Annotated in this window: 19 protein-coding genes; all 19 read left to right on the top strand. The window is 50.5% G+C overall.

Going from position 1 to position 21892, the window contains the following annotated elements; translation table 11 throughout:
• Positions 1 to 141 precede the first annotated feature (141 nt).
• The 19 genes from GWK78_00840 (at position 142) to GWK78_00930 (ending at position 21803) form a co-directional block, all read left to right on the top strand.
• Entirely contained in the window at positions 142 to 444 is a 303-nt protein-coding gene (locus GWK78_00840) for an ArsR family transcriptional regulator (protein ID QHU93580.1), read from the top strand.
• Positions 444 to 2081, top strand: a complete 1638-nt coding sequence (recJ, locus tag GWK78_00845; GenBank protein ID QHU93581.1) for a single-stranded-DNA-specific exonuclease RecJ — start codon at positions 444 to 446, stop codon at positions 2079 to 2081. Before GWK78_00840 ends, recJ begins: the two co-directional genes overlap by 1 nt.
• Positions 2082 to 2281: 200 nt before the next feature.
• Complete coding sequence (locus GWK78_00850; protein QHU93582.1) at positions 2282 to 2887, top strand: hypothetical protein; 606 nt, start codon at positions 2282 to 2284, stop codon at positions 2885 to 2887.
• Positions 2888 to 3017: 130 nt separating this feature from the next.
• Positions 3018 to 3236: a hypothetical protein gene (locus tag GWK78_00855; protein QHU93583.1), complete on the top strand. Its 219-nt coding sequence runs from the start codon at positions 3018 to 3020 to the stop codon at positions 3234 to 3236.
• Complete coding sequence (locus GWK78_00860) at positions 3236 to 3694, top strand: GatB/YqeY domain-containing protein (GenBank protein ID QHU93584.1); 459 nt, start codon at positions 3236 to 3238, stop codon at positions 3692 to 3694. Before GWK78_00855 ends, GWK78_00860 begins: the two co-directional genes overlap by 1 nt.
• 22 nt (positions 3695 to 3716) lie before the next feature.
• Positions 3717 to 4268, top strand: a complete 552-nt coding sequence (locus GWK78_00865) for an AAA family ATPase (GenBank protein QHU93585.1) — start codon at positions 3717 to 3719, stop codon at positions 4266 to 4268.
• The gene (gene map / locus GWK78_00870; GenBank protein QHU93586.1) at positions 4256 to 5023 is read left to right on the top strand and encodes a type I methionyl aminopeptidase; all 768 of its coding nucleotides are present in this window, start codon (positions 4256 to 4258) and stop codon (positions 5021 to 5023) included. Before GWK78_00865 ends, map begins: the two co-directional genes overlap by 13 nt.
• A gap of 21 nt (positions 5024 to 5044) precedes the next feature.
• On the top strand, positions 5045 to 6268 hold the full coding sequence (gene ftsA, locus GWK78_00875) for a cell division protein FtsA (GenBank protein QHU93587.1): 1224 nt from the start codon (positions 5045 to 5047) through the stop codon (positions 6266 to 6268).
• A gap of 53 nt (positions 6269 to 6321) precedes the next feature.
• Entirely contained in the window at positions 6322 to 7512 is a 1191-nt protein-coding gene (gene ftsZ, locus GWK78_00880; GenBank protein ID QHU93588.1) for a cell division protein FtsZ, read from the top strand.
• Complete coding sequence (gene nrdR / locus GWK78_00885; GenBank protein QHU93589.1) at positions 7513 to 7965, top strand: transcriptional repressor NrdR; 453 nt, start codon at positions 7513 to 7515, stop codon at positions 7963 to 7965.
• A complete protein-coding gene (locus GWK78_00890; protein QHU93590.1) occupies positions 7965 to 8222 on the top strand; it encodes a hypothetical protein in 258 nt (85 codons plus the stop codon). Before nrdR ends, GWK78_00890 begins: the two co-directional genes overlap by 1 nt.
• Complete coding sequence (locus tag GWK78_00895) at positions 8215 to 8826, top strand: vitamin K epoxide reductase (protein ID QHU93591.1); 612 nt, start codon at positions 8215 to 8217, stop codon at positions 8824 to 8826. The genes GWK78_00890 and GWK78_00895 overlap by 8 nt, the downstream gene beginning before the upstream one ends.
• A 51-nt stretch (positions 8827 to 8877) precedes the next feature.
• Entirely contained in the window at positions 8878 to 9567 is a 690-nt protein-coding gene (locus GWK78_00900; protein QHU93592.1) for a hypothetical protein, read from the top strand.
• A gap of 395 nt (positions 9568 to 9962) precedes the next feature.
• On the top strand, positions 9963 to 10460 hold the full coding sequence (locus GWK78_00905; protein QHU93593.1) for a hypothetical protein: 498 nt from the start codon (positions 9963 to 9965) through the stop codon (positions 10458 to 10460).
• Positions 10457 to 11251: a hypothetical protein gene (locus GWK78_00910; protein ID QHU93594.1), complete on the top strand. Its 795-nt coding sequence runs from the start codon at positions 10457 to 10459 to the stop codon at positions 11249 to 11251. The genes GWK78_00905 and GWK78_00910 overlap by 4 nt, the downstream gene beginning before the upstream one ends.
• Before the next feature lie 73 nt (positions 11252 to 11324).
• The gene (locus GWK78_00915) at positions 11325 to 15542 is read left to right on the top strand and encodes a GNAT family N-acetyltransferase (protein QHU93595.1); all 4218 of its coding nucleotides are present in this window, start codon (positions 11325 to 11327) and stop codon (positions 15540 to 15542) included.
• A 117-nt stretch (positions 15543 to 15659) separates the two neighbouring features.
• Positions 15660 to 17006 carry a DUF3137 domain-containing protein gene (locus GWK78_00920; GenBank protein QHU93596.1) on the top strand — a complete coding sequence of 449 codons (1347 nt, stop codon included), beginning with the start codon at positions 15660 to 15662 and terminating at the stop codon, positions 17004 to 17006.
• A gap of 9 nt (positions 17007 to 17015) precedes the next feature.
• A complete protein-coding gene (locus GWK78_00925; GenBank protein QHU93597.1) occupies positions 17016 to 17846 on the top strand; it encodes an NTP transferase domain-containing protein in 831 nt (276 codons plus the stop codon).
• Positions 17847 to 17948: 102 nt separating this feature from the next.
• The gene (locus GWK78_00930) at positions 17949 to 21803 is read left to right on the top strand and encodes a BspA family leucine-rich repeat surface protein (protein QHU93598.1); all 3855 of its coding nucleotides are present in this window, start codon (positions 17949 to 17951) and stop codon (positions 21801 to 21803) included.
• Positions 21804 to 21892 lie beyond the last annotated feature (89 nt).

Here is a 21892-nt window from a genome sequence, read left to right on the forward strand (position 1 = left end):
GGCTGGTTGAATATAATCATGAGCGTTTTAGGGTGTAAGCACGTATGCTGAAGGGTAGGGCGTATAATTGTCAAAAAAGCTTGTCGGGTGTTGTAAAATTGTGATACACTGAGTGATAGCGAAAGGGAATATGGGGAGAGAATGCTTGACATTTTTATTACATCACGAGTGAGACGCAAAATCGTAGTTGTGTATGCCAAGTATCCTGATTTTCATACGCATGTTCGGGGGCTAGCCAAGCTGATCAAGGAAGATCCGGGTAATATTCAGCGCGAGCTCAAGCGGCTGGAGAAAGTTGGTTTCCTGAGGAGTGAGAAGCAAGGCAATTCGCGGGCATACTTTACGAATAAACAATTCCCAATTTTCAAGGAATTACAGAGTATGGTGATTAAGTCGCAGCAACATGCGGCCCGGCCGAAGCGCGGCTCGGTTGATAGAGATTGATGACATTATTTGAGCAGATTTTGACAGCGCGAGGCCTGACGACGCGGGCAGCGCGCGAGGCTTTTTTGCAGCCGGATTATACGGCGGTGAAGCATGATCCGTTTTTGCTGCCGGACATGAAAAAGGCGGTGGCGCGGTTGAGGCAGGCGTGGGAGCACGGTGAAAAAATCGTCATCTACGGTGATTATGATATTGATGGGCTGAGTGCCACGGCGCTGCTGCTGGATGCGTTTGGCAAGTTTGGTTTTGAGGACGTCGACGCTTTCATCCCAAATCGGTTTGTCGAGGGCTATGGTATGACTATGGGTGCGGTGGACAAGGTGCGTGATATGGGCGCGGACTTGATTGTGACGGTGGATACTGGTAGTTTGTGCCATGCGGAAATTGCATATGCTAAGAGTCTGGGGATTGATACGGTGGTGACGGATCATCACAACGTTGCCGAAACGCCACCGCCGAGTGTGGCAGCGGTGAATCCGAAATTTCCAGGGCACAACTATCCGTTTCGTGATTTGTGCGGTGCGGGCGTGGCGTTCAAGCTGGTGCAGGCGCTGCAGACTGAGCTGGATGGTTTGCCGGATGGTTATGAAAAATGGCTGCTGGATTTGGTGGCGCTGGGGACGGTGTGTGATATCGTGACGTTGTCTGATGAAAATCGGGCAAATGTGTATTGGGGTCTGGAGGTGTTGAAAAAACAACAACGTCCAGGACTGAAAGCGTTGATGGCGGTGGCGGGTATTGAACCGGGGCAGGTTAATGCCAGGCATCTGGGGTTCGGCTTGGGGCCGCGGATGAATGCAGCGGGGCGGTTGGAAACAGCGCAGCACGCGTTGGATATGCTGACGGCGCGCGATGGGCTGGCGGCACTGGAGGCGAGTGAGAAGTTGGAGGAGTTAAATGTTAAGCGGCGTGGTATTCAGGACGCGATTTTTGAAGAAGCGTGTATGCAAGCTGAGGAGCTGGCTGATGATCGAGTGTTGGTGGTGAGTAGTGATGGTTGGAATCACGGTGTTATCGGCATCGTGGCGTCGAAACTGGTGGAAAAATATAAAAAGCCAGTGTTTATCATTGGCGAGCGCGGCGAGGAAGCAACGGGTTCGGCGCGCAGTTTTGGTGATTTTTCAGCGGCCGATGCAGTGCGGGCGGCGGATGACATTATTATCAAAGGTGGCGGGCACGGAGCGGCAGCGGGCGTGACGCTAGCAACTAAAAAGATTGGTGATTTTCGTCGTCGCGTGAATGAGTTTTATGATTCGCTGCAACTAGCAAATCAAGAGCGATATTTGCTGCCGCGAGCTGATGTAGAAATTGATGATTTTTCGGAAATTGATGAGGAATTGGTGGCAAATCTGGCGAAAATGGAGCCATTTGGCAATGGTAATCCCGAACCAGTGCTAAAAATTACCAGGGCATCAGTTTTGAGCATGCGACGAATGGGCGCGGACGGGCAACACGTTAAATTAGCGCTGCGTGATAAAAATGGTAAAGTGTTGCAGATGCTGGCGTTCAACGCGCCAGAGGAGTTTTTCCGCGAGCCAGGCGACGAGGTGGCGGCGTGGTTCCAGCCGACCATCAACGAATGGCAGGGAGTGCGGACGGTCGAGGGGCGGCTCGTTCACGTGGCTTTGTTTGATTGATGTGGTAATTACAACTTTTGTTTGAATGTAGCAACTAGTCGCTTGAGCATGGTAGATTTTTCGTTGTGAAATTAGCAACGATGTTATGTATCGAAACTACGCGCTTCCCTCCGGTAATGTCAGTAACTTGACAAATAACAAAAAAGAGAGTAGCATGAATTCGTAATATAAAATTTGCTAAACACAAGAGGGAAACAAACATGACACAAAATTATGAGCATACCGATGGCAATGGAAGTCCAAATCCAAACGCTGCTAATTGGGCCGAGGTCGATAGGGAGAATGGACCAGTTCATCTGGACTTATCTACATTAGATTTTTCTAAAGTAAAAGATACTTATAGTAAGATCAAAGATCCCAATAAGGCTATTGAGGTTGAGATTTCAGAAACCACTCAGAAGGTAGAAACAGTTATCACAGAAGAAGACGGAACAGAGCGAGTTGAGACGGTTAATATAGCGAATCCTGGTGATGCAATCGTTACGGGCGAGAAAGGCGAGCGTTATATTATAAATGCCAAAGATTTTCATAACCTCTATGAGCCACTTACGGAAGAGAATGGTGTAGCTGCTAATGGTAAGTATTTGCCTAAAAATGTTGTGAAGTGTATGGAGAACCCAGAGGGTAAAGAGATTGTCATTGATGCGCCGTGGGGTGGTCAACAGACAGGTGGGGCTAATTGCATAATTGTAGAAAGTCAAATTGAGAACAGTAATGGTGAAAAAGAAAGATATATTATTGAAAGAGGTGCGTTTGAGGCAACATACAAAAAAGATAGCCAAACCTCTGAAGAAGAGCAGCTTTAGTTGGCTGGGCTAAAATTAGTTGCCGGACGCCGCACGGATAAATATCGGGTGGCGTCTTTTCGTGCTCAGTCTAACCGATCTTAGATGCTAATTTGTCAAATATTTTCTCATCTGTTATAATGCAAAAAGTATGGTTCAAGTTACACGTAAAGATCAGAAGGAAGCGAACGAGAATGTGATTCGTCGCTTTAATCGCAGGGTGCTGCAGAGCGGTGTCCTTGCGCGGGCAAAGTCGGTGATGCGATTTGCCAAGCCGATTTCCAAGGTTGAGCGCCGCAAGAAAGCTATTATTCGCCGTGAGCGCCGGGCCGAGAAAACAGCCAGAATGCGTATGGGGGCAACGCGTTAATGTCGGCGCTAAAAGCGCGTATTGCTAATGAGATGAAAGCCGCTCTTCTAGGGCGGCATCGTTTTCGGGGTGATGTCCTGCGTAGTTTGAAGGCGGCAATTCTTAATGAGGAGGTGTCGCTCGGTAAGCGCGACGAGGGCCTAAACGATGCAGAAGTCGAGAAGGTTATTGCCCGTGAAGTTAAAAAACGCAAAGAAAGTGCCGCGTTATACTGGGCAAATGGCCGGGCGGAACTAGCTGAGCCAGAGGAGAAAGAGGCGGCAATTTTACAGGAATTTTTGCCTAAACAGCTGAGCGAAGACGAGATTCGGGCAATGGTCGAGGCAGCGGTTGCTGATTTGGGTGCGACGATGCAGCAAATGGGTCAGGTGATTGGCGCGGTGAAGACTAAAGCCGGCAATGCGGCTGACGGCGCCTTGATTGCGAAAATTACCAAAGAAACGCTAGCAAAACAATAACAACACAGAAAAGGAGCAAAGGATGATCTTATTATTTGGGCCGCCGGGGGCTGGTAAAAGTATGCAGGGGCAGATGTTAGCGGCGCGCCAGGGTTGGAAGTGGCTGTCGACTGGCGAGATGCTGCGCCGCAGTAATGATCCGGCGGTGATTGATATTTTACGCTCGGGCGAGTTGGTAAGCGATGAATTGATTTACCAAGTGTTTGAACAGGCGGTGCAGGAGGCGCGCGATAAAAAATATTCGAATATTATCGTTGATGGTTTTCCGCGGACAAAGGAGCAGGCGGCGTGGCTGGATGATTACATGGCGCGGATGAATGAGAAAATTGATACAGTGATTTCACTGGAAGTGCCGGAGGCGGAGATTATGCGGCGGCTAGAGAAGCGCGGCCGGCTGGAGGACACGCCAGAGGCAATTGCCCGGCGAATGACGATTTATCGGCAAAAAATGTATCCGGTGTTGGGGATTTTTGCTGAGGCAGGCGTTAGGATTGTTCATTTGGATGGCGTCGGTACGGCTGGCGAAGTGCATGATCGGATTTATGAAGAGGTGGCGTACGCATGCCAACTCTAATTACTGGCGAAAAAACGCCGCAGCAGATGAAGGATATGCGCGAATGCGGGCGGATGTTGGCGACGATTTATGATGAGTTGCGCCAGCGGGTGACGGCTGGAATGAGCGAGCTGGACGTTAATGCGTTTGTGGATGGGCGAATTAAGGATTTCGGCGCGGAAGCGACATATTTGACAGATGAGGTAAAATTCCCAGGGGTGATCTGTGTGTCGACCAATGAGCAATTGGTGCACTCATTTCCGACAGGCTATGTGTTTGAGAAGGGTGATGTGGTGAGTTTTGACCTGGTGATCGGCTACCGCGGCATGAAAACTGACAGCGCCTTTACCATGGTGGTTGATGAAGAACCGCGTGGTGCTAAAAAACATTTGCTGCACGCGACGGAACAGAGTTTGTATGCGGGAATTGATGCGATTTCCGGTGACGGGACGCGCGTTGGCGATATTTCGGCGGGCGTGGAAGCGGTGTTGAAGAAAGCTAAATTGGGTATCATTCGCGAGCTGGTTGGCCACGGCGTGGGGCTGGAAATGCACATGAGCCCAGAGATTCCAAATTATGGCCGGCGTGGTACCGGGCCAGTGCTGCACGCAGGCGACACGATTGCTATTGAGCCAATGGCCAGCCTCGGTAGTGAGAAAATTGTGACCGAGGACGACGGCTGGACGATTAGCTTGAAAGACGGCAGTTTGGGTGCACATTTTGAACACACCGTATTGATTACTGAGACGGGTGCGGAGATTTTGACGACACTCTAGGCTATCTGGTATACTAAGCATATGCAAGAACAATCTCGATATGTGGTAGGAATTGATGTTGGTACGAAGACCGTGCGCTGCGTGGTTGGGCATATCGGGGAGTCGGGGCTGCCGAACATCGTTGGTGTTGGCGTTAGTGAGAATAGCGGCATGCGTAAGGGCGCGGTATCGAACTTGACGGGGCCGGCGGCAGCGATTGACAAGGCGCTTGAGGCGGCCGAACGCATGAGCGGTCATCATATTAATGCAGCGGCGCTGAGTGTCAATGGGTCGCACATTCTGAGCACCAAGGCCGATGGTATGATCGCGGTGGGGATGAGTGGCGGTGAAGTGACGGACGAGGACGTGCTGCGGATTGAGGAGGTAGCAACCACTGGGAAGGTGCCGGCGAATCGAGAGATTTTGGAGATTGTGCCGCATGCCTATCGGCTGGATGGGCAGGACAATATTAAGGATCCGGTGGGGATGAGCGGGACGCGCCTGGAGCTACGAGCAAATGTGGTCTCGGGCTTGACGCCGTATGTGGCGAATTTACGCCGCTCGGCCGAGATGGCGAATGTCACTGCCTCAAGCCTGACACCAAGTGTGTTGGCGGCAGCGCGAGCGGTGCTCAGTGAGTCGCAGATTGAGAACGGCGTGGCGGTTATCGACATTGGTGGCAGTACAACTGGCGTGGCAGTATTTGAAGAGGGCGACTTGCAGCACGTGGCGGTGATCCCGATGGGAGCGCAGAACGTGACAAATGATGTGGCGATTGGGCTAAAGACTGACCCGGAGATCGCTGAGGCAGTCAAATTGGCGCATGCCCGGCTGGGCGGCGGTAAGGCTGGTTGCGTTGATACTAAGCATGACAAACAGGTATACACATTTGAACAAAGCGAGATTGATGAGATTGTCGAGGCGCGCTACGAGGAGATTTTCGAGCTAGTCGCCAAAGAATTGAAGCGGGCCGGCGGCATTGGACGGCTGCCGAGCGGTGTGGTGCTGGTTGGTGGCGGCGCTAAGGTTAAGGATCTGGTCGAATTTGCGAAAAATAGCCTCAGCGTGGCAGCTAAACTAGGTGTACCGGCAGGATATGCGGGCGTGAGTGACGAGGCGAATGGGCCGGAGTTTGCAGCGGCAATTGGTCTGATGCTCATTGACGGGGCAGGGGCCGAGCGGGCTGAGCACGCGCAGAGCAAAGTGGGTTCGGTGACAAAGAAAGCCGGCGGAATGATTAGTCGATTGCTAGCGAGGTTTAAGTAGGAGCTAGTAGACAAAGATGGTATACTTGATAAGAGAAAGATAGGGAGAGGAAAATGCCGCAGATTACACCAAGTGAAGTTCAAACGTTTGCCAGTATCAAAGTTGTCGGTGTCGGTGGAGCTGGTGGTTCGGCCATCAATCGGATGAAGGATGCGGGGCTCACTGGCGTGCAGTTTATCGCCATGAACACTGATGCTCAGGCGCTGCACAATTCCAAGGCGGATGTCAAGATTCATCTCGGGCACACTACGACTAATGGGCTGGGTGCCGGTGCTGATCCGATGGTTGGTGAGGCGGCAGCCAATGAGTCACGCGAGGAGATTCGCCAGGCGCTTGAGGGTGCGGACATGGTGTTTGTGACGATCGGTGCGGGTGGTGGCACCGGATCGGGCGCTGGGCATATCGTGGCGGAGATCGCTCGCGAGATGGACATCCTAGTGGTTGGTGTGGCGACGCGACCGTTTAGTTTTGAAGGCGAGAAGCGTCGGGTGAATGCAGACTGGGCAATTACTCACCTGGGCCGCCAGGTTGATACTTTGATTACTATTCCGAATGACCGATTGCTGCAGACGATTGATCGGCGGACGCCGCTGCTCGAGACGTTCAAGATCGCTGATGACGTGCTGCGCCAAGGTGTGCAGGGGATATCAGAGCTGATTACCGAGCATGGTTTGATTAATCTCGACTTTGCTGACGTCAAGGCGGTGATGAGTCGGGCTGGTTCGGCGCTGATGGGGATCGGTCGGGCCGATGGCGAGAACCGTGCGGTGCAGGCCGCTCAGCAAGCGATCGAGAGTCCGCTGATCGAGGTGTCGATTGATGGTGCGAAGGGTGTGCTGTTTAACGTGACCGGCGGTTATGACATGAGCATGGCGGAGATTCAGGAGGCGGCTGAGGTAATTACCAGCGCGGTCAGTCCTGATGCCAATATTATCTTTGGAGCGACGCTCAAGCCAGAGCTCGAAGACGAGGTGATCATCACGGTTATCGCCACCGGGTTTGATAGTGAGACCTATCATGATCACGAGGTGAGTTTGACGAGTGAAGCGTCGCATGAATCAGAGACTGAAGTTGATGATGAGGTGGTTGAAGGGATTGATCTGGAGCTCAGTGAGCAGAGCGGAGCGACGGACTTTACGTCTGAGCAGGAAAATAACATCTGGGATCAGCCAGCTGAGGATGAGGCGGACGAAGATGATACGCCGGCCTTCCTTCGCCGCCGCAAAAAGAACAAGGAGGAATAAATGAGCGGATTTAACATTGGTGATAGCCGCGTGATCGAGTCGCGAGAGGTTTCTGATGGCGTGGCGATTCGCCGCCGCCGCGAGACGCCGGATGGACGGCGTTTCACTACGTATGAACGAGTAGAAAAGCCAAACCTCATTGTGATCAAGAAAAATGGTAGTCGTGAACTGTTTGACCGAGTCAAGCTCGCGCATGCGGTGCGCCAGTCGGTCGGCAAATTCCTTAAATCCGACGAGGAAGTCGAGTCGATTATTACGGCTGTTGAGGATAAATTGTATGCTCTGGGCGCCTCAGAAGTGCCGTCGCGGCAAATAGGCGAGTTTGTGCTGGATGAATTAGCTAAGCGTAACGAAGTGGCGTACGTACGTTTTGCCAGCGTGTTTCAGAAGTTTGAGACGCTGGATGATTTCGTCAAGATACTAGAACAACGCCGCCAGAAAGGACAAGAATAATGCGAGTCGTTGTCGTATATCGGGCAGAAAGTGATTACGCGCGCCAAGTCACTAGTTTTCTGCATGACTTTAGTCGGCAGACGGGGCATACGATTGAAGAGCTTGACCCAGATTCGGCTGAGGGCAGCGATTTTTGCCGGACATACGACATCGTTGAATACCCAACCGTTATCGCGCTGAGCGCTGATAGTCAGATGCAGAATATGTGGCGCGGATTACCGCTACCGACGATTAGTGAGGTGAGTTTTTATGTTTGATATGCTGCGCAAGTGGCTCTCAAACAAAGATTCAAAACGCCAGCAGTTCGCAGCATTAGCGCTGCTGCTCGGCAGCGGCTTGGGCTTGTTAGCTTCGTTTGTGCTGTCGATCGAGGCGCTGACGCTTGCTAAAAATTCGCATGCTGCATTGAACTGCGACTTGAATTCGGTGATAAGCTGCTCGGCGGTGGCAAACCATTGGTCGGCGACACTACTCGGCTTTCCTAATAGTTTTATTGGTATGATGACGCTACCAGTGATGGTGACAATTGTGGTGGCGTTGCTAGCGGGTGCGAAGTTCCCGAAGTGGTTTATGTGGGGCGCGCAGCTTGGTGCGGTGGCGGGCCTGCTGTTTGCTGGTTGGATGTTTTATATGAGTTATGTTGAAATTGGCGCGTTGTGTCCGTGGTGTTTGACGCTGGACGCAGGTATGCTGCTGGTCTGTTACGGACTGACTAGATATAATGTGGTGACTAGGATGGTTGGCGGTAGGCGTATGAGAAAATTTGTCGACCGGGGATTTGACACGTTCCTGTTGGCGCTAGTGACCGTTGTGATCGTTGTTGTTATTTTGGCAACATTCGGGCGTGAGCTATTCGCATAAATTAAGAGTAGGCGTATTGAATAATGGTACTAGTATCCGTATACTAGGCATATGAAGAAAAATTTTCTCATCAGAGCGTTTTTGGGCATTACCATCGTGGCGCTCGGCGGGATTCTGCTGCTGCGGAATCTCGGGATTATTACCTTTGATAACTGGCACCTATTTTGGGGTACTTTTTGGGCAGGTATATTTCTCCTGGCTGGTTTATCAGCATTATTCAGCTCCCGTAGACCAGCGGCCTGGGTGTGGGGGTTACTGTTGATAGCTGTTGGTACGGCGATCGGACTGAACACCTATAATGTGATTAATGTTAGTGTCTGGAAGCTATTTTGGCCAGTGATATTAATCATTGTTGGCTTGGTAATCATGCTGAGTATCGGGTCTGGGGGTCGCAGACGATCTAAAAAGCTGGCCGCTGATGGTAGCGATAACGAAAAAGTTGCAATTTTTTACGGCGAAGAATCGCGGGTGAAAGGCGATTATACTGGCGGCTCGGTGACGGCGATATTTGGCGGTGTGGAGTTGGATCTACGTCAGGCAAAGATTAAGGACGGTGCAATGATTGATGTGTTTACGTTTTGTGGCGGCGCCAGCATTAGTTTGCCGGACGACGTAATTGTCCAAAATGATGTTCGCGGTATTTTGGGCGGCAGTGAGGATAAAACTGCGCCGAAGTCTTCTGCTAAAAAGACAATCCACCTGAGGGGTGAGTGTATTTTGGGCGGCTTACAGGTTAAATAGTCCTCTTGGAGTTTTGGCGAAAACGCGCTACAATTGTCGTAGGGCGTTTTCGCGTGTGTCAGGTGAATGATCATCTTGGCGATACCGGCGCGAAATGAGCGGCTATCAACCGCGAAGCCTGCGGGAAGAAATCAGTTTTTATCGGCTGAGATTAGACCCCGCCGCGACTCACTGCGACAAAGTGAACGATTAAGCGCTAAAAGAGTGCGTGGATACCGATCAACTCGGCGAAACCCACGGAAGAATCACTTCTTTTGGAATCGAGATGGTACCGTCCGTTTGAAGCACCTCCAGCGGATTCTCGAAGTCAAGAGAGGTGATTTTTGTTTGAGAGAGTTCTCGTTTGATACTAATAGGAGCTGCTCAATATGAAGGGATGTATGTGTAACAGTCGAGTGAACAATTTTGTCATTGATCAGACACATGATTATATCATGTATGATACGACTGATTTGGTGCGTGCGATAGGTTTTCCACGTCGGGTGGTGGGGTTGTTGCTCAAAGATGATGAATTCCATTTGTCGTTATTTGCGGTGCGTGAGGAGTACGGGTTCGATGAGGCCGGCTATGGACGACTGGAACAGGTGTCGTGTCAAGCTGGTGCGGCAATGACCACAGAGCCAGAATTGACCGGTGATTTTCTTAAGCTAAAGGATGACACGACTAACCGACAAACGATTATCGCGCTCGCTCGATGGGATGAACTAGAGACTTGGCGTGATGCAATTCGTGAGCTGATCCCGCGGGCAGAGTTTATCATTCCGCACATAACGCTCTATACAAATCAGAAGGGTGCGCTTGGGTATAGTGATCGACATAGGGATCGAGTGCGAGTGCTGGATGATACAGTAGCGATGACACTAAGAAATATATTATTAAGGAGTAAATTGTGACCAACCAACAACAAGAATGGCTTGATTTTGCAAAAAGTGTAGCGCACGAAGCGGGCGACATTATGCAAAAATATTTTGGTAAAAAACCGAATGCTCACTTTAAAGCCGACAATACGATCGTGACCATTGCCGATGAGGAAATCAACCAGCTTGTGATCCAGCGAGTAACCGAGCGATATCCAGACCATGATATTGACGGTGAAGAAGCGAGTGCTCGCCGTGGCTCGGACTATGTGTGGGTATGTGACCCGATTGACGGTACGGTACCTTTTGCGATGGAGTTACCGGTATCGGTGTTCTCGTTAGCGCTAGTGATTAATGGCCGGCCAGAAATTGGTGTCATTTATGCGCCGTTTAGTGACCATTTGTATTGGGCGGTCCGTGGCCAGGGTGCGTTTATGAATGGTAAACAGATTTATGTGAATAAGAAGAGTTTTGGTGGGATGACCGGGATGAATGTGGATTGGTGGCCAAGTGCAGAGTGGGATGTTATGCGGGTGATTCACAAGTTAGCGTATGAGAAGGGTGCATATGTCACGGCGCTAGGAAGCACGACGCACGCGGCAGCCTTAGTAGCGCGTGGTGGATTCGCCGCGTCGGTCTTTGCTGGCACGAAGGGTAAAAATGTTGACATTGCGGCAGCAAAAGTTATCGTTGAGGAAGCTGGCGGCAAGGTGACTGACCTCTTCGGCCGGGAGCAGCGGTATGATCAGGATATTTGCGGGGCGGTATTAAGCAATGGAATCGTTCATGAGGAGATAGTGGAGGCGATGAGGACACTAAGAGAATGATGATCAGGGAATAGGAAAACTTGAATGAACGACTTAAGCAGAGTAGTGAACGTAAGGTAGATAAGGAGGAAGTATGAAATTCACACACGGCACACGCCGCCGGGCGGCAGAATACGAAAAGGATTGGGTGCAGCGCTGGAAGGATGGCCAGACGTTTGAAAAGTCGGTGGCGCAGCGGCCGGCGGATAATGCCTACGTTTTTTACGACGGGCCACCGTTTATCACTGGTGTGCCGCATCATGGTACGTTGCTCAGTAGCATCGTTAAGGATGCAGTGCCACGCTACTGGACGATGAAGGGCAAGCGTGTGGAGCGCCGCTGGGGTTGGGACTGTCATGGCCTGCCGGCGGAGAATTTCGTCGAAAAGCAGCTGAATATCGTGGATCGCCGGCAGATTGTGACGAATAGTGTCAAGCGAGTTAAACTGGTAAATGATTTCGATAACGCAATGAGAGTTATTACTAAAGTTGCTGGCTGGATGGGGCAGCGAGGCTATGGTAGCAGTAGCTGGGGTGCCAACAATCTAACGTCAGATAAATTAGCAGAAGAATTTGGGAGAGATAATTTTTATGTAGCTTACGATGACGATAAGCTAGTAGGGAGTGTCGTCATAAGTGATGAGGATAGTTATAATTTTTTTGCAGGAAAAAAGGATAATGACACGTCGGTTGGTTATCTCTATAAAATGGCGGTACTACCGGAATTCCAAAAGCAAGGTTATGCGGATGCGATGTTAAAAGAAGCTGTTCGCTTAAGTAAGCAGGAGGGGGTCAAAGAGATTCGTATAGAGGTTGGCGAGCATCAACCTAAATTGGTGAACTTGTATGAGCGTAATGGATTTCAAAGAGTTGGTGAGCACATATCCACCGAAACAGGAGCTAACTGGTTGCTATATAGTCTCGAAGTGAGTAGTTATCCGGATGCTGTATATAATCAACCAGTGCCACTTGATAAAGACGGTAACCCACTGCCGACCATTAGCCTAGAAAAATACATCACCAAGGCGCGCGAAAGCATGGTGGCCAACAGCGAGACGTGGCAGGGCGTGATCGACCGCATCGGTCGCTGGGTGGACTTTGCGGGTGCCTACCGCACCATGGACAAGGACTTTATGGAGAGCGTCTGGTGGGCCTTCAAACAGCTGTATGAAGCCGGCAAAATTTACGAAGGTGAAAAGGTTTTGATGTACGACACCAAGTTCGCTACCCCTGTCAGCAAGGCTGAGGTGACTATGGACAACGATGCCTACCAAACGGTGACTGACCCGAGTGTGTATGTGAAGTTTAAGCTGGATGATGAAGACGCTGCTGTTTTGGCTTGGACGACCACCCCATGGACGCTGCCAGCCAACCTGATGCTGGCGGTCAACCCGGAGATGACGTACTGCGAAGTAAAGGTACCAAAGGGTACAAAAAATGTGTTCTTGCTCTCGGGTAAGCATGCCTACGCGTCACGTGAGTACTACCCGCAGCTGAAGCAGCAGCTTGAGCAACAGGGGTATGCGGTGACGATTATTGATCATGTCAACCCCGATAGTCCAGACTTAGCAGAAAATGTAGAGCGGTTGGCACAATATGACTTTGCCAATGCGCATATGGTGACGCATTCGCTCGGTGCAGCGACGTTCTTGAAGTATCTGCAGGATGCTAATGTGACGGTTGCATCGCTGACGATGATCGCGCCAGCGTATGGTGTGTCGAATAGTAGTGATGAGCAATGGAAGCAAGAATCGGGCTATGTTGGTCTTGCGGTTGATCTTGCTCAGGTGCGACGGAAGATTGATCAGCGGCCGACTATTGTCTATTCGGACGATGCTGAGGTGCTTAACCAGGGTTTTGCGCAGCTTGGCACAGAGCTTGACGCAGTGATGCAACATGAACCCGGTAAGGGGCACTTCTTTGCGACGGAGAAGAGTTTGGCGCCAGAGATTACACTGCCGCTAAGTGAAAAGTTCATCCTTGCCGAAGAAGCCCTCGAGCGCACCCTGCAGGATGAAAAGCATCAGTCACTTGATTACGACGTGCTGCGTACTTTCCCAGGCAGTGAATTAGTGGGTAAGAAATACCAGCCGCTCGACACCGGCTCGACCTGGCCGCAGAATGATAAAATTCACACTATTTACGCGGCGGATTTCGTTTCGCACGAGTCGGGTACGGGTATTGTGCATATCGCGCCGGCCTATGGTGAGGATGACTTTGAACTTGGTAAAGCCAATGGCATCGCGCCCTTCCATGTGATTGATGATAACGGCTACTACACTGACACCAATTACAAAGGCCTGGAGGTATGGGAAAATAATAAATTCATCGCCAAAGACCTGAAAGAAAAGGGTGTGGTGTGGAAGATTGAGTACATTCGTCACGAATATCCGTTCAATCCGAGAAGCAAACAGCGCATCATGTACCGGGCCATCCCAAGCTGGTTCTTCGACATCCAGGGCCAGAAGCCGCTGATGTTGGAGCAAAACGAGCATATCAATTGGTTCCCGGCTCATCTCAAGCACGGCCGCTTTGCCAAGAATATCGAGCAAGCACCAGATTGGAATCTCAGCCGCGACCGCTTCTGGGCGACGGCCATGCCGGTGTGGAAGGGCGACCGGGGTACGGTCAAAGTGGTCGGGTCGTATGCGGAGCTGAAGGAGCTCAGCGGCGTGGAGCTGGATGATTACCACCGCCCGTGGGTGGATGACATCACCTTTGAAATTGACGGCGAGAAGTTCACGCGCATCGACAAAGTGTTGGACTGCTGGTTTGAGAGCGGCAGTATGCCGTTTGCACAACTGCATTATCCGTTTGAAAACCAGGCCAAGTTTGAGCAGAATTATCCGGCGGACTTCATCGTTGAGTACATCGGCCAGGTGCGGGCGTGGTTCTACTATGTGCATGCCGTCAACACTGCTTTGGCGGAGATTGGTGCCTTTGGCGAGGCTGGTGAGCAGCATAAAAACGCCTACAGCAACGTCATCACCACCGGTGTGGTGGCGGGTAATGACGGCCGCAAGATGAGTAAATCCCTCGGTAACTTTACCGACCCGAACGAGCTGATGGATAAGTTCAGTGCCGATTCTTTGCGCTTTTTGCTGCTATCCAGTCCGCTGCTCAATGGCGAGGATTTTGCCTTACATGATAAAGATGTCGGCGACGTGGCGCGCAAACTTGCCATGATTTGGAATATGTACGACTTCTTTACGATGTATGCTGAGGTTGATGGTTGGGAGTTTGACGGCGAGTTGGTTGATCCGCTGAGCGGTCAAGCGATATCTGGTGACGAAGGCTTTGCCTTTCCGGCAAAGCGAGGCCAAGAGCGCCAACTGGATCAATTGGCGGCCGAGCGGCCTGAGGCAACGGATATCGCGACCGTAGTTAACGTAGTCACGAATCCACTTGACATCTGGATTGTCAGCCGCTTGCATCAGCTGGTCGCAGAAGTTGAAAAGAATATGGGTGCCTACAACATTCCTGATGCGCTTAGTCCGATTTTGCCGTTCCTCGACGACGCCTCCAACTGGTATGTTCGCCGCAGTCGCCGCCGCTTCTGGAGATCGTCGAAAGGGGCCGCGGGCGCTGAGGATGATGGTGATAAAAATGATGCTTACCGCACGCTTCACTACGTGCTGGTGCGCTTGAGCTACATTTTGGCGCCGTTTACGCCGTTCTTAGCCGAGGAGTTGTATCATAATCTGACGGGCGACGATGAGTCGATTCATCTGAAGGATTGGCTCACGGCTGGGGCGGTCAATGAGCAGGTGCTGGCCGATATGTCCCGGACGCGCGAATTGATCAACAACGGCCTTAGTTTGCGGATGAAGCAGGATGAGCATCAAACATCGATCAAGGTTCGCCAGCCGCTGCAATGTGCGGCATATGCGGGTGCAAAGCTGGCTGAGTACTACGAGCAGATCATGGCCGAGGAGCTAAATGTTAAGGAAATTCGCTGGATTGAGAATCTAGACGAACACCTGGCGGACTATGACGTGACCGAGGGCATGATCAAGCCAGAGAATTGGATCGAAATTAGCAAGCAATTGACGCCCGAGCTCAAACGCGAAGGCCTGATGCGTGAAGTCATTCGCCACGTCCAAAGCGCGCGCAAGAAGGCGGGATTGCAAGTGGACGATCGGATTATGCTGCAGCTGACGACGAATGACGAGCAGCTCCGCCAAGCGATTGATGAGCATGCTGAGGTGATTGCTACTGAGACGCTGGCGGTGTTTGGCAAGGTACATGACAATCAGTCGACAGTGATGGTTGAAGGGGCTGAGCTCGAGATTGCTCTTGTTGTTGTAAAATAGTCATCATGATAAAAGTTACTACCTCAAAACTAATGCGTGACAAGCGTTTGCTCGGTCTCGCGCTGATCGGGCACTCATGACCTTGGCGATCGCCATGCAACGCGGTACAATGGGTCTATGTATGGTTTAGCAGTGCTCAGTCAGTTACTCTTTTTCGCGCGAGCCGGTGGCGGCGGGTCAAGTTCTGGCGGCGGTGGTGGTGGCGTTGCCCTTTTCGGGATACCGATGGTAGTTGCAATTTCGGTAAGTGGTTTTGTGAAAAAAACCACTCAGTCAAAGATGGCCGCCATAGCGGTCGGGTTTTTGGCCGGTCTACTCGCTAGCTTGTTCTACCTACTCGGCGGTGTTGTTATATTTACTCTGGTGGCTATCTCGGCATTAGTCGGTGCGATTATCGGGGCATTTACGGATAAGATCAGCCGTTTTCGCAAAGGCAGCGAGGCTGCAAAACAGGCCGTTCAGCAAGCAGCTACCCAGGACAGCGCCTGGAATGAGCAGGGTATTGTCAATTACGCAACGACGGTGTTTAATCGGTTTCAGTATGATTGGGAGCGGATGGATTTGCCATCAATTCAGCAATACGTTACGCCGAATTATGCGCGGCACATCGGACTAATGTTGTACGCTTTACAACAGATGGGGCGAGTCAATCGTATGAAAGGGGTGGCGATTGATGAGGCTGTTATCACACGGGCGTATGACGATGTGAATGATCAGAATGATCGAGTGAGCGTGAGCTTCATTGCTTCAGCTAATGACGAATTGGTTGATGTTACGAGTGGTGCAGTGCTGTATCGTGACACTAGTGAATTTGGTGAACAGTGGAACTTTGTGCGCTCAGGCAACGGCTGGCTACTAGATAGTATCGACCAGGCAACAGAAGACTCTATGCAGCGTATCGCGTCTATGCAGCAATTTGCAGCGCAATATAATATGTATTTCAGTCCGGATTGGGGACGGTTACTACTGCCAACTAGGGGTGAGTTATTCAAGAAGGGTTTTGAGGGTACTGATATCAATAACCATATCATTGGGTTTTGGACGGGTAATTTGCTGGTGCAACTGTATACGTATATGGCCGATACCTCAAATGGTGATTCAGCAGTTACCTATATTATTGGGCAGGTTAATTTGCCAAAGTCGTATGGTGGTATTTTAGTGGAACGTCGGGATTCACGTTTCCTGAAACGGTTTAGGGCGCCATCAGGCTATAAAAAAGTAGAACTGGAATGGGGCGACTTTAATAAGCGCTACCAAGTATATGCCACCGATGAGAATCAGGTGACGAGCTTTGAGCTGCTCAATCCAAGTTTCATGGCATGGTTGTATGATCAAGACATTAAGGTTAATATTGAGGTGGTAGATAATATTGTTTATCTCTATGCCAAAATTTCCACTGGCGAGATGCGCTACGCGGAGATGATGGATATTTTGCAGAAATCACATAAAGAACTCAAGATGTAAGGAGGAAATATGATTACCAAAGCTATTATTCCGGTCGCTGGTTGGGGCACACGAATGCTACCAATTACTAAATCGATTGAAAAATGCATGCTGCCAATTGGCAATCGACCGCTGATTGATTATGTGGTGCAGGACTGCTTGGCGGCCGGCGTGCGTGAGCTGATTTTTGTGGTTGGCGAGCAGAGCTCACAGTTAGAGAGCTATTATCGGAGCAATATTTTACTTAATGATTATTTGCGGAGCAAGGGCAAAGATGACAAGTTGGCTCTGGTGGCGCCGATTGATGCGAAGCTTCACTTTGTGACGCAACCGAGCTACGGTAAGTACGGATCAGCGGTACCGGTGGCCTTGGCAGCGGACTATATCGAGGACGGCGAGTCGGCAGTGGTGCTGATGGGCGATGACTTTATATATAATGCCGACGGCTCAAGCGAGGTAGCGCGGTTGATAGCAGCAACACCAGACGGTCAGTGCAGTCTATTAGTCCAGGAAGTGCCGGGTGATGACATTAGCCGATATGGGGCGATTATGATGGATGAGGATGGTAACTTTGTAGAGATTGTTGAAAAACCGAAGCCAGAAGAGGCGCCAAGTCACTTTGCCAACACCGGTAAGTACGTTCTCACCAAACAAGTGATTCAGTCTTGTGCCGATGTTGAAATATCGCCGCGTGGTGAGTATGAATTAACTGATGCAGTCAGTAATTATGCTCGGGCCGGCGGTGTCGTCAAGGTTGTGCCAGCGGTAGGTATGCATTTGGACGGCGGTAACGTCGATGGTTGGCTGCATGCGAACAATGTAGTATGTGGGCGATCTGGATCATGTTCGTGTGAAATCTGATCGAACATGATCTTTACTTGCCAGACGCTTATGCTTAACGTATAATGTAGGCGTTAGTACTCTAAATACCGAAATATACAATAATAACAGGGGGCATCACGCATGAAGATAACACAAAAGACAAAGCGATTGTTGCTGGCGAATGCTGTAGTTGCGGCTATTGTCGGCGTGTTGACAATGCACTACCTAGCATCAAGCCAGTTGGCGAAAGCTGATCCTATCAATTCAACTGACTTCGTCATGACTATTGATACGCGAAAAGGAGCTGGCAACACGTTTACCATACCGACATTTGGTAGTGGTTATAATTACAACGTTGCATGCGGTAATGGTGTGACGCTGACTGGTCAGACGGGTAATGCGGTATGTTCGTATGCAACAGCTGGTGAGTATCAGATTCGCATTAGCGGCGCTTTCCCGCGCATATTCTTTAACTTTACCGGTGATAAGCTAAAAGTTATTTCGATTGATCAGTGGGGTACGAATGAGTGGCTGAATATGGAGCATGCCTTTGATGGTGCCGAGAATCTCGATGTGAAGGCTACCGATAAACCGCGGATGGGCAAGGTGGTAAGTCTGGCGTATATGTTTCGAGATGCCAAGAACCTAAAGGGTGTGGGTGCTGACTGGCAATGGGACACCGCCAATGTCCAGAGTTTGAATAGTACGTTCTCTGGAGCTCGCCAGTTTAACCAAGACATTTCTAATTGGAATACGGCTAAGGTAACTGACATGGATAACACGTTTACCAATGCCTACGAGTTTAATCAGCCGATTCAGAAATGGGATGTTAGCAAAGTAACGACGATGGTGGCAGTATTGGCATACGCCAAAAAGTTTAATCAGCCAATTGGTGAGTGGAATACCGCACGATTGTCGGATGCTCTCCTAGCGCTTGCTGGTGCTGAGAAATTTGACCAGTCACTGGCACATTGGGATGTCCGTCAATTAACAAATGCAGACGGATTACTCAATGGAATAAAGATATCGACTCCAAATTATGATGCAACATTGATGGCGTGGCAGGGACAGACAGTAAATAATAACGTCAAGCTCGGCGGTGGTAATAGCAAGTTCTGCCTGGCGGATACGCAGCGCAGCAACTTGGTGAACGCAAAAGCATGGACGATTGCTGATGGCGGTAAAGACTGTACAGCATATGCAGTCACCGCGGTAGACTATGCCGGTGCTGCCAATATTGATGAGAACAGCGCAGTCGGGACAGTGTTGGGTCGGCTGACGAGTACTGACGCTGTCGGCTCACCACAGGGTGATTTCACCTATACGCTTGGCTGTGCTGGTGCGCAAAATAATCTTGTGACGATTGATGGCGACACGATCAAGCTAGCACGGTCACCAGACTATGAGCAGAATGCCACGCTGGCAATTTGTATTCGCGCTACCAACAAAGCAGGGCAGACATTTGATAAACACCTAACGATTACGGTGAATAATCTGTTCACCCTTTCGTATAATGCAAACGGTGCTAATGCTGGTACAGTGCCAGCCTCAACAGGAGAGACGCTTCGTTCTGGTGCTACAGTGGCTGCGGCAGCAAATACCGGTAACTTGGCAAAAACCGGCCATACTTTCACTGGTTGGAATATGATGGCTAATGGTGGTGGCACAGCATATGCGACAGGTGCAACAGTGACGATAACGGCCGATACAACGCTATATGCGCAGTGGCAGGTCAACAACTATACATTGCATTTTGATACCAAGGGCGGCTCTACTGTACCGGATCAAACAGTGGTATTTGGTGCGAAGGCAACAGCACCAGCAGTGCCAACTAAAACAGGTCACACGTTCGCTGGTTGGTACAAGGACGCTGGATTTACGCAACCCTGGGATTTTACGACTGACACGATGCCGGCAGCTGACACAACACTTCATGCTAAGTGGACAGTGAATCAGTATAAGGTGCACTATGATGCAAATACTGGTAGTGGCGCAACGCCAGATACCGTTGGTAATTATGATGCTACGGTACAGTTGGCGAACAGTAACTTTACAAAAACCGGTCATGCCTTCACTGGTTGGAATATGATGGCTAACGGTGGTGGCACAGCATATGCAGCTGGTGATAATTTCCACCTAACTGGCGACGTAACGTTGTATGCCCAGTGGCGCAAGAATAACTATACGCTTACTTTTGATTCACGGGATGGTTCACCTGTACCGCCACAAACGGTAGAGTACGGCGCCAAGGCAACTGAGCCAACCCCGCCGACCAAAACCGGTCACACATTCGCTGGTTGGTATAAAGATGCCGGGTTCACTAATCCATGGAACTTTGGCACTGACACGATGCCAGATGCCAACACAACACTGTATGCCAAGTGGACGATTAATCAGTATAAGGTGCATTATGATGCAAATACCGGCACGGGAACGATGAGCGATACAGTCGGTAACTATAATAGTACTGTTCAGGCAGCGGCAAATAGCTTCACGAAAGCGGGCCATGCCTTCACTGGCTGGAATACTGAGGCAAATGGTACGGGCACGCCGTATGCCGCTGGCGCTAATATTCAGCTAACAGGTGACGTGACACTGTACGCTCAGTGGCGCGATTCACAGCCACCGGTAACACCGGCTGCCGCTCCAGATATGACCGCCGCTTCAGACACTGGTGATAGTAACTCAGACAATATTACGAATAAAACCAAGCCAGCCTTTACGCTGATGTGTACCGAGGCAGGCAGCACCTTGACGCTATATGTAGATGGGGTTGCAAATGGGACGGTGAACTGTACTGGCCCCGGTCCAGTTGATGTAGTTCCGACAACACCACTGCCTGAGGGTAATCACGCGATAACATTTACTGAGACTGATGCGGCTGGTAATGCTTCGCAGGGCTCACCGGCACTAACGGTAACAATTGATACGACTGCTCCGGCCGCTCCAGCGGTTACGGTTGATTCGGTGACTGCTGATAATACAATTAATGCCGCTGAAGCAGCTGCGCCGCAAATTATTCGTGGCTTGGCTACTGGTACTCGTCCTGGTGATAAGGTGAGGGTAACGGTTAATGGTACGACGTATGAGACGACTGTTGATGGGACCGGCGCCTTTGCAGTGACAGTTCCGGGTGCTGAGCTAGTATCAGACCCCGATCATACGATTGACGTAACGGTAATTGCTTCTGACGTGGCTGGCAATACGACTAGTACGAGTATGACAAAAACCTACAACGTTGATGCTGATGTTGTTGCGCCACCAGCGAAAGCAACGCTTAAATCATCTTCTGATTCCGGTGCGAGCGACTCAGATAATATTACCAACAACACGACACCGACGGTAATACTGCAGTGTATATCAGCTACCGACAAGCTGCATCTTATCGTTGATGGTGTTGAGGTGCAGACTATCAACTGTACAGCAGTGGGACCGGTTGAGGTGACTTTACCGAATGCATTAAATGATGGCAATCATACCGTGGTGTACCGCAGAGAGACGCCAGCTGGTAATATATCAGCACCGTCAACACCGCTAACACTGACGATTGATACGATTGCGCCGACTGGCACGCTTGGCACGCAACAAGCCACGACTGCTTCGCCTGCTTTGAGCGGTACGGTAACTGATTCTGCTGCTAAGGTAACTGTAACTATTAATGGTGTTGATTATCCGGCGACGGTTGCAGGAGGAACTTGGACACTGCCGGCGAATGTTATCGCTGCGCTTGGCAATGGAGTGCACACGGTCAAGCTAACCTTTACCGACATCGCTGGCAATACCTCGACCGTGACAAAGCCATTCACAATCACTTTACCAACACCACCGGCTCCACAGCCGCAGCCGGGCAGTCCAAATCCAGCTCAGAGCCAGAATCAGAAGAAATCTGGCACATCACTAGCCGACACTGGTGATAATGGTTATCTACTTATTGGCATATCGAGTCTCGCGGTTGCCGCTGGTCTGATCGGTATTTATCGGTTACGGCGTTTGTAGGTAGTAGCGCTAGAATTTGCTGGTGGGGATACATTAAAGCCAGTAGTGTTACGACGGGTAGGATATTTGAATTACTGACACAGAACTAC

The organism is Candidatus Saccharibacteria bacterium oral taxon 488, from assembly GCA_010202845.1.
Lineage (GTDB): Bacteria > Patescibacteriota > Saccharimonadia > Saccharimonadales > Saccharimonadaceae > Nanosynbacter.

Bases quoted from the DNA above. Each gene is read 5' to 3' on its own strand.
- GWK78_00840 (QHU93580.1), top strand. From the start codon at position 142: ATGCTTGACATTTTTATTACATCACGAGTGAGACGCAAAATCGTAGTT.
- recJ (QHU93581.1), top strand. From the start codon at position 444: ATGACATTATTTGAGCAGATTTTGACAGCGCGAGGCCTGACGACGCGG.
- GWK78_00850 (QHU93582.1), top strand. From the start codon at position 2,282: ATGACACAAAATTATGAGCATACCGATGGCAATGGAAGTCCAAATCCA.
- GWK78_00855 (QHU93583.1), top strand. From the start codon at position 3,018: ATGGTTCAAGTTACACGTAAAGATCAGAAGGAAGCGAACGAGAATGTG.
- GWK78_00860 (QHU93584.1), top strand. From the start codon at position 3,236: ATGTCGGCGCTAAAAGCGCGTATTGCTAATGAGATGAAAGCCGCTCTT.
- GWK78_00865 (QHU93585.1), top strand. From the start codon at position 3,717: ATGATCTTATTATTTGGGCCGCCGGGGGCTGGTAAAAGTATGCAGGGG.
- map (QHU93586.1), top strand. From the start codon at position 4,256: ATGCCAACTCTAATTACTGGCGAAAAAACGCCGCAGCAGATGAAGGAT.
- ftsA (QHU93587.1), top strand. From the start codon at position 5,045: ATGCAAGAACAATCTCGATATGTGGTAGGAATTGATGTTGGTACGAAG.
- ftsZ (QHU93588.1), top strand. From the start codon at position 6,322: ATGCCGCAGATTACACCAAGTGAAGTTCAAACGTTTGCCAGTATCAAA.
- nrdR (QHU93589.1), top strand. From the start codon at position 7,513: ATGAGCGGATTTAACATTGGTGATAGCCGCGTGATCGAGTCGCGAGAG.
- GWK78_00890 (QHU93590.1), top strand. From the start codon at position 7,965: ATGCGAGTCGTTGTCGTATATCGGGCAGAAAGTGATTACGCGCGCCAA.
- GWK78_00895 (QHU93591.1), top strand. From the start codon at position 8,215: ATGTTTGATATGCTGCGCAAGTGGCTCTCAAACAAAGATTCAAAACGC.
- GWK78_00900 (QHU93592.1), top strand. From the start codon at position 8,878: ATGAAGAAAAATTTTCTCATCAGAGCGTTTTTGGGCATTACCATCGTG.
- GWK78_00915 (QHU93595.1), top strand. From the start codon at position 11,325: ATGAAATTCACACACGGCACACGCCGCCGGGCGGCAGAATACGAAAAG.
- GWK78_00920 (QHU93596.1), top strand. From the start codon at position 15,660: ATGTATGGTTTAGCAGTGCTCAGTCAGTTACTCTTTTTCGCGCGAGCC.
- GWK78_00925 (QHU93597.1), top strand. From the start codon at position 17,016: ATGATTACCAAAGCTATTATTCCGGTCGCTGGTTGGGGCACACGAATG.
- GWK78_00930 (QHU93598.1), top strand. From the start codon at position 17,949: ATGAAGATAACACAAAAGACAAAGCGATTGTTGCTGGCGAATGCTGTA.